We start from the raw sequence: 7,232 nt of genomic DNA on the forward strand, positions 1-7,232 counted from the left end.
GTCGGTTTCCTGCTTTTCCTTTTCTCGTTTCAGTTCTCATATTTGCAATCTTCTTGACGTCCGCAGACCCGCCAGGGTCGGCGTAAAAATCAGAAAACAAAGAATAATGTTAATTAAATGAAAATAAATTGTGTGTGTTTTGGTGTTGTTGCAACATTTATTGCGACGGTACTTTATGGTCTGGTCTTCTTTGTTACCTGAGTTTAACCAAATAAATCATAAAAATTAACGTAAATGGGCTTTTATCACATTTCACTAACTTGAGTTATTTAACCTCTTCCCTTCGTTGTTAACCTCAGGGCGCGACTTTCCTCTGTCCTCAAGAAAGGTACAACTATGAAATTTAAACTCGCCGTACTCAGTGCAGCTCTTCTTTCTGTTTCCCTGTTTTCCGCTCAGTCGATGGCTGCAGAAAAATATGAAATTGCCATCGTGGCCAAAGTCACCGGTATTCCATGGTTTAACCGTATGGAGACTGGCGTGAATGAGGCTGCGAAAAAACTCAACGTTAATGCTTATCAGACCGGGGCGTCCACACCGGATCCGGCGCAGCAGGTGAAGGTGATTGAAGATCTTATCGCCAAAAATGTGAACGCCATTATCGTGGTGCCCAACGACGCCAAAGTACTTGAGCCGGTGCTGAAAAAGGCCCGTGACAAAGGCATCGTGGTGCTGACGCATGAATCCCCGGACCAGCAGATAGGGCAGTGGGATATCGAAACCATCGACAGTGAAAAATATGCTCAGGCTAACGTTGATGAACTGGCTAAAAGTATGGGCGGCAAGGGCGGTTACGCGATTTATGTCGGTTCCCTGACCGTGCCGCTGCATAACGCCTGGGCCGATTACGCCATCAAGTATCAAAAGGAGAAATACCCCCAGATGTTTGAGGTCACATCGCGACTGCCGGTGGCGGAAAGCATCGACAAATCCTATGCCACAACCCTCGACTTAATGAAAACCTACCCGCAGATGACCGGGGTAATTGGCTTTGGATCCCTTGGCCCGATTGGCGCAGGCCAGGCGGTACAGAAAAAACGCGCGAAAGACAAACTGGCGGTGGTGGGCATTGCGATGCCGGCCCAGGCGGCACCTTATTTGATGCGCGGAGACATTAAAAAAGCGCTGCTGTGGGATCCGCGCGACGCCGGTTACGCCCTGGTCACCGTTGCCGATCAGCTGTTGCAGGGCAAAGAGGTCACTGCGGATCTGGCCATCGACGGACTGGGTAAAGCTGATGTTGATATGGACAAGAAAGTGATCCGCTTTAACAAGATCCTCGAAGTCACCAAAGATAACGCGCAATCACTTGGCTTCTGATGTTTTTCAGGCCACACCAGGGAACCCGAAACCGGCCATCTGGTCGGTGTTCGGGGCAGCAGTAGCAGGCCCGGATGCGGGCGTAGCAGAGGGATTGTCGATGACAGAAACCACCGCATTTATCACTCTTGAGAATATCAGCAAACGATTCCCGGGCGTGCTGGCGCTGGATAACGTGAATCTCACTCTGCAAAGGGGAGACGTTCACTGTCTGGCGGGGCAAAACGGCTGCGGAAAAAGCACGATTATCAAGGTTATCTCCGGCGTTTATCACCCGGAAAAAGGCGGAAACATTGCGCTGGACGGTAAACTTTTTCACCAGCTGACGCCGCAGCTTTCCGCTCACTATGGCATCCAGGTTATCTATCAGGATCTGTCGCTGTTCGGTAATTTCAGCGTGGCGGAAAATATTGCCATCCACCGTTATTTGCCGGGAGGCGATATTCGGGTTAACCGCCGGGCGATGCGCGCCCAGGCGCTGGCGGCGATGGCGCGTATCGGGGTCCAGCTTGACCCGGAGAAAAGAGTGGAAAAACTCTCCATTGCCGATCGCCAACTGGTGGCGATTTGCCGGGCGATTGCCGCTGATGCGCGGCTGGTCATTATGGACGAACCCACCGCATCCCTGACCCGTCACGAAGTGAATGGCCTGCTGCGGGTAGTGAATGAACTTAAGGCGGCGGGCATCTGCGTTGTTTTTGTCAGTCATCGTCTGGATGAGGTGATGGAGGTCGCCGATCGGATAAGCGTAATGCGCGACGGTAAACTGGTGGGCACCTGGCAGGCGAGCGAGCTCGACAGCCACGAGCTGGCTTACCTGATGACCGGCCAGCGTTTTCATTACAGCCCGCTGCCGGAAAAAGCGCCGGTCGACGAGGTGCCGATGCTGGAACTACGTCAGCTCAGCCGCAAAGGTAAATACCGCAACATCAACCTTTCCCTGCACCGCGGCGAGATTATCTCGATTGTCGGGCTGCTGGGCGCCGGGCGAACCGAGCTTTGTATGAGCCTGTTTGGCATGACCCGTCCGCAAGCCGGGGAGATTGTCATCAACGGCAAGCCGGTACGGCTGCGTAATAACCATGACGCTATTCGTCACGGCATTGGCTACGTATCGGAAGACCGCCTGACTCAGGGGCTGATTATGGAACAGTCCATTTATGACAACACGATTGTGACGATCTTCGACAAACTGCACACCCGCGCGGGGCTTCTCGATCATCAAAAAGCCGGTCAACGAGTGGATGATTTGATCAGCGAGCTGAACATCAAAGTGTCGGATGTCCATCTGCCGGTAAAAACGCTCTCCGGCGGCAATGCGCAGCGTATCGCCATTGCTAAATGGGTCGCGACGAACCCGCGTATTCTGATTCTCGATTCTCCGACCGTCGGGGTCGATATTGCCAACAAAGAGGGTATTTACCAGATAGCCCGTCAGCTGGCAGAGCAGGGGATGGCGGTACTGATGATCTGCGATGAAATAGCGGAGGCTTACTACAACAGCCATCGGGTACTGGTGATGCGCCGTGGTGAGCTGGTGGCGGAATTCAACCCGCACCGCAGCACCGAACAAGAGATTGCAGAGGTGGTGAATGCGTAACGCAACCCTTTCCCGGCTGATCGGGCAACATGAATTCTGGCTTGGCCTGCTGGTGGTCGCGCTGGCGGTCGGTTTAAGCGTGCGAACCGACGAGTTTCTTACCCTGGGCAACCTCACGGACGTTGCCACCAGCTATGCCATTCTTGGCATTCTGGCCTGCGGCCTCTTTGTGGTGTTGATCTCCGGCGGTATCGACATCTCTTTTCCGGCGATGACGGCGATTGCCCAGTATGTGATGGCCAGTTGGGTGATTGCTCAGGGCGGTAACTTCGCGCTGGCGCTGCTGCTCGCTATGGCGGTAGGACTGGTACTGGGGCTTATCAACGGCCTGCTGGTCTACAGGCTGCGCGTTCCGGCGATCATCATCACTATCGCCACGCTCAACCTTTACTACGGCCTGTTGGTCTATACCACCAAAGGAACCTGGCTGTATGGTTTTCCGGACTGGTTTATGAACGGTATTAACTGGTTCTCCTTTACCGCCGCCGACGGCTACGACTATGGCCTGACGCTGCCGCTATTGTGCCTCGGCGCGACGATCCTGTTCACTGCGGTGCTGATGAATCATACCCGTCCCGGACGGCAGATCTATGCCATGGGCGGTAATCGCGACGCCGCCTCCCGGCTGGGGCTGAATATGCTCAGGCTGCATTTTTATGTCTATGGCTACATGGGCATCCTCGCTGGCGTTGCGGCGGTGGTGCAGGCGCAAATCACCCAGTCGGTGGCCCCTAACTCGCTGCTGGGTTTCGAACTGACGGTGCTGGCCGCGGTGGTGCTTGGCGGAACCAGCATGACCGGCGGACGGGGAACCCTGACCGGCACCCTGCTGGGGGTTGTCCTGCTGGCGTTCCTGCAAAATGGATTAACGCTGCTGGGGGTCTCTTCTTACTGGCATATGGTACTGAGCGGCACCATCATTCTGGTGAGCATCAGCGCCACCGCCTGGAACGAAAAACGCAAACTGGCAAGGGAGCTTTAAGATGAAATCGATAGCCAGAATATTCCCCGGCGATGCCATTATCCGCCTGCAGTGCGTCATCGTTGTGATGGTGGCGCTGGTCTTCGCCTTACTGCTCGGTGGGCGTTTTTTCAGCGTGGCGAATTTTCAGTCCATCGGCTCACAATTGCCCGTACTCGGCATGCTGGCCCTGGGGATGGGGATAACCATGCTGACCGGAGGCATTAATCTGTCGATCATTGCTGGCGCGAATGCCTGTTCGCTGGTGATGGCGGCGGTACTGGTGAGCCACCCGGATAATCCGCTGTTTCTCGTGCTGGCGCTGCTGGCCGGGCTGTTGGTGGCGGTAATCATCGGTACGCTTAACGGCGCGTTAATTTCCTGGGTGGGGGTATCGCCCATCCTTGCGACCCTCGGCACCATGACCGTCATCTCCGGGCTCAATATCCTGCTCTCCAACGGCACGGTGATTTCAGGTTTTCCGGCGGCGATTCAGTTTTTAGGCAACGCAACAGTGCTGGGTATCCCGGTGGCGCTACTGCTGTTTATGCTGGTCGCGGTCCTCTTATGGGCGCTGCTGGAACATACGACTCTTGGGCGTAGCCTCTATCTGGTGGGCTCCAATGAGCAGGCGACCCGCTACAGCGGGGTCAATACCGTGCGGGTGCAGATTTCGGTGTATGTGATTTCGGCGCTACTGGGCTGGGCCGCCGCTGTTCTGATGATGGCGAAATTCAACTCGGCGAAAGCGGGTTACGGCGAGTCTTATCTGCTGGTCACCATTCTGGCGGCGGTGCTTGGCGGCATCAACCCGGACGGCGGTTTTGGCCGTGTGCTGGGCCTGGTGCTGGCGCTGGTGGTGCTGCAGATGCTGGAGAGCGGCTTCAATCTGCTCGGTATCAGCAGCTATCTGACGATGGCCCTCTGGGGAGCGGTGCTGATCCTCTTTATTGCATTACAAAATCGTAAAGCCTGATTTCAGGAGAAAAATAATGGCGAGCTACTTTATTGGTGTGGATGTAGGAACCGGCAGCGCCCGCGCTGGCGTGTTTGATTTGACAGGGCGGATGGTCAGTCAGGCGAGCCGGGCTATTGAGATCTATCGCCCGCAGGCGGACTTTGTCGAGCAGTCCTCAGAGAACATCTGGCAATCGGTATGCAATGCGGTCCGCGATGCGGTGAATCAGGCGGACATCAATCCGATTCAGGTCAAGGGGCTGGGTTTTGATGCCACCTGTTCACTGGTGGTGCTGGATAAAGAGGGAAAGCCGCTTACCATCAGCCCTTCCGGGCGCAGTGAGCAAAATATCATTGTCTGGATGGATCACCGGGCCATCTCCCAGGCCGATCGTATTAATGCCACACACCACCGGGTACTGGACTATGTGGGCAACATTATTTCGCCTGAGATGCAGACGCCGAAACTGCTATGGCTGAAACAGCATATCCCGAACACATGGGCTAATGCGGCATACTTTTTTGATCTGCCGGATTTCCTCACCTGGCGGGCAACTGACGACGACACGCGATCGCTGTGTTCGACGGTCTGCAAGTGGACCTATATGGGGCACGAAGATAAGTGGGACGCCAGCTATTTTCGCCAGATTGGGCTGGAGGATTTGCTGGAACACGATGCTGAGAAAATCGGCCGCTACGTGAAAACGATGGGGGAGCCACTGGGGCGCGGTTTAACCAAACGCGCAGCGACTGAGATGGGGTTAATGCCGGGTACGGCGGTGAGCGTCTCGATCATTGATGCCCACGCCGGGACGCTGGGCAACCTGGGAGCCTGCGGCGTCTCCGGAGAGGTGGCGGATTTTGACCGCCGTATTGCGCTGATTGGCGGCACCTCTACCGGGCATATGGCGATTTCTTCCGAGGCGCGTTTTATCAGCGGCGTGTGGGGGCCATACTACTCGGCGGTGCTGCCGGACTACTGGCTTAATGAGGGCGGACAGTCGGCGACCGGCGCCTTAATCGACCATATTATTCAGTCCCATCCCTGCTATGAATCCCTGCTTGCTCAGGCGAAAGCGCAGGGACAAACCATTTATGAAGCTCTGAACGCACTGCTGCGCAAAATGGCCGGCGAGCCGGAGAATATCGCTTTTCTGACCCGGGATGTGCATATTTTGCCCTATTTCCACGGCAACCGTTCCCCGCGCGCCAACCCGACCCTCACCGGCGTGATAAGCGGGCTTAAATTGTCACGTACCCCGGAGGATATGGCGCTGCAGTATCTGGCAACCATCCAGGCCATAGCGCTGGGCACCCGGCATATCATCGAGACCATGAACAAAAGCGGCTACAAAATTGATACGGTGATGGCGAGCGGCGGCGGCACCAAGAACCCGATTTTTGTCCAGGAGCATGCCAACGCCACCGGCTGCGCCATGCTGCTGCCGGAAGAAAGCGAAGCGATGTTGCTGGGCGGCGCGATGATGGGTACGGTGGCCGCCGGGGTGTTTGAGACCTTCCCGGAAGCGATGGCCGCGATGAGCCGCATTGGTAAAACGGTAACGCCGCAGACCAACAGCATTAAGCACTACTACGATCGTAAATACAGCGTCTTCCACGAAATGTATCAGGATCATATGAAGTATCGCACCATGATGCAGGAGGCGGGATGAGCAACCACTGGCAACAGGCCTGTGCCGCCTGGCAGATTTACAGTAACGAAATGGCGGCGTTGAGCGGGCACCTTAATGATGAGCTATGGGCCTCGCTGCTGGCGGCATTACGCGGCTGCGAGGGCAAGATTGCGGTCACCGGCGTCGGAACCTCAGGTATTGCGGCGCGTAAAATCGCTCATATGCTGGCCTGCGTTGAGCGTCCGGCCATCTATCTCAATGCCACCGATGCCGCGCACGGGGATTTGGGCTTTCTGGATGACAGAGATTTGCTGATTATGCTCTCACGCGGCGGCAATTCCGATGAGCTGACGCGCCTTCTGCCGGGGCTTGCGGCGAAAGGCGTCAAGCTGATTAGCGTGACGGAAAATCCCGACTCGGCGATTGCGCAAGCGGCAAATCTGGTGATTTCTACGGGCGTAAAGCGCGAGATAGACCCCCTGAATATGCTGGCGACCACCTCTATTGTACTGGCGCTGGCGATTTTCGATGCCGTCTGCGTCTGTCTGATGGAAGAGAGCGGGTATTCAAAGGAAACGCTGCTGAAAGTGCATCCCGGAGGGGATGTCGGTTTAACCCTGAGAGGAAAAACGCCCTGAGGCGCGCTGTTAAGGGATAAACGCCCGGATTATCTCCGGGCGCTGCAGACTGATGACAAACCCTAAAAAGAGCACGGACGATCCCCTCGCCCCTTCGGGGAGAGGGTTAGGGTGAGGGGAAA

Annotated in this window: 6 protein-coding genes; all 6 read left to right on the top strand. The window is 55.8% G+C overall.

What is annotated here, in order from left to right; genetic code table 11:
* Positions 1–336: 336 nt before the first annotated feature.
* The 6 genes from ACSZO4_RS08485 (at position 337) to ACSZO4_RS08510 (ending at position 7,110) form a co-directional block, all read left to right on the top strand.
* Positions 337–1,320, top strand: coding sequence for an autoinducer 2 ABC transporter substrate-binding protein (locus ACSZO4_RS08485; protein ID WP_437888444.1), 984 nt, complete (start codon positions 337–339; stop codon positions 1,318–1,320).
* A gap of 100 nt (positions 1,321–1,420) precedes the next feature.
* Entirely contained in the window at positions 1,421–2,920 is a 1,500-nt protein-coding gene (locus ACSZO4_RS08490) for a sugar ABC transporter ATP-binding protein (RefSeq protein WP_437888453.1), read from the top strand.
* On the top strand, positions 2,913–3,902 hold the full coding sequence (locus tag ACSZO4_RS08495) for an ABC transporter permease (protein ID WP_437888445.1): 990 nt from the start codon (positions 2,913–2,915) through the stop codon (positions 3,900–3,902). Before ACSZO4_RS08490 ends, ACSZO4_RS08495 begins: the two co-directional genes overlap by 8 nt.
* 1 nt (position 3,903) lies before the next feature.
* Complete coding sequence (locus ACSZO4_RS08500; protein ID WP_437888446.1) at positions 3,904–4,857, top strand: ABC transporter permease; 954 nt, start codon at positions 3,904–3,906, stop codon at positions 4,855–4,857.
* 16 nt (positions 4,858–4,873) lie between these two features.
* Positions 4,874–6,511, top strand: coding sequence for an FGGY-family carbohydrate kinase (locus tag ACSZO4_RS08505; RefSeq protein WP_437888447.1), 1,638 nt, complete (start codon positions 4,874–4,876; stop codon positions 6,509–6,511).
* Entirely contained in the window at positions 6,508–7,110 is a 603-nt protein-coding gene (locus ACSZO4_RS08510) for an SIS domain-containing protein (protein WP_437888448.1), read from the top strand. Before ACSZO4_RS08505 ends, ACSZO4_RS08510 begins: the two co-directional genes overlap by 4 nt.
* Positions 7,111–7,232: the final 122 nt, after the last annotated feature.

Origin of the sequence: Phytobacter sp. V91 (genome assembly GCF_965644225.1) — a bacterium.
Taxonomy (GTDB): domain Bacteria; phylum Pseudomonadota; class Gammaproteobacteria; order Enterobacterales; family Enterobacteriaceae; genus CBFFRJ01.

What these genes read in the sequence shown, in the direction of transcription:
- ACSZO4_RS08485 (WP_437888444.1), top strand. Translation starts at nt 337, where the DNA reads ATGAAATTTAAACTCGCCGTACTCAGTGCAGCTCTTCTTTCTGTTTCC.
- ACSZO4_RS08500 (WP_437888446.1), top strand. Translation starts at nt 3,904, where the DNA reads ATGAAATCGATAGCCAGAATATTCCCCGGCGATGCCATTATCCGCCTG.
- ACSZO4_RS08490 (WP_437888453.1), top strand. Translation starts at nt 1,421, where the DNA reads ATGACAGAAACCACCGCATTTATCACTCTTGAGAATATCAGCAAACGA.
- ACSZO4_RS08505 (WP_437888447.1), top strand. Translation starts at nt 4,874, where the DNA reads ATGGCGAGCTACTTTATTGGTGTGGATGTAGGAACCGGCAGCGCCCGC.
- ACSZO4_RS08510 (WP_437888448.1), top strand. Translation starts at nt 6,508, where the DNA reads ATGAGCAACCACTGGCAACAGGCCTGTGCCGCCTGGCAGATTTACAGT.
- ACSZO4_RS08495 (WP_437888445.1), top strand. Translation starts at nt 2,913, where the DNA reads ATGCGTAACGCAACCCTTTCCCGGCTGATCGGGCAACATGAATTCTGG.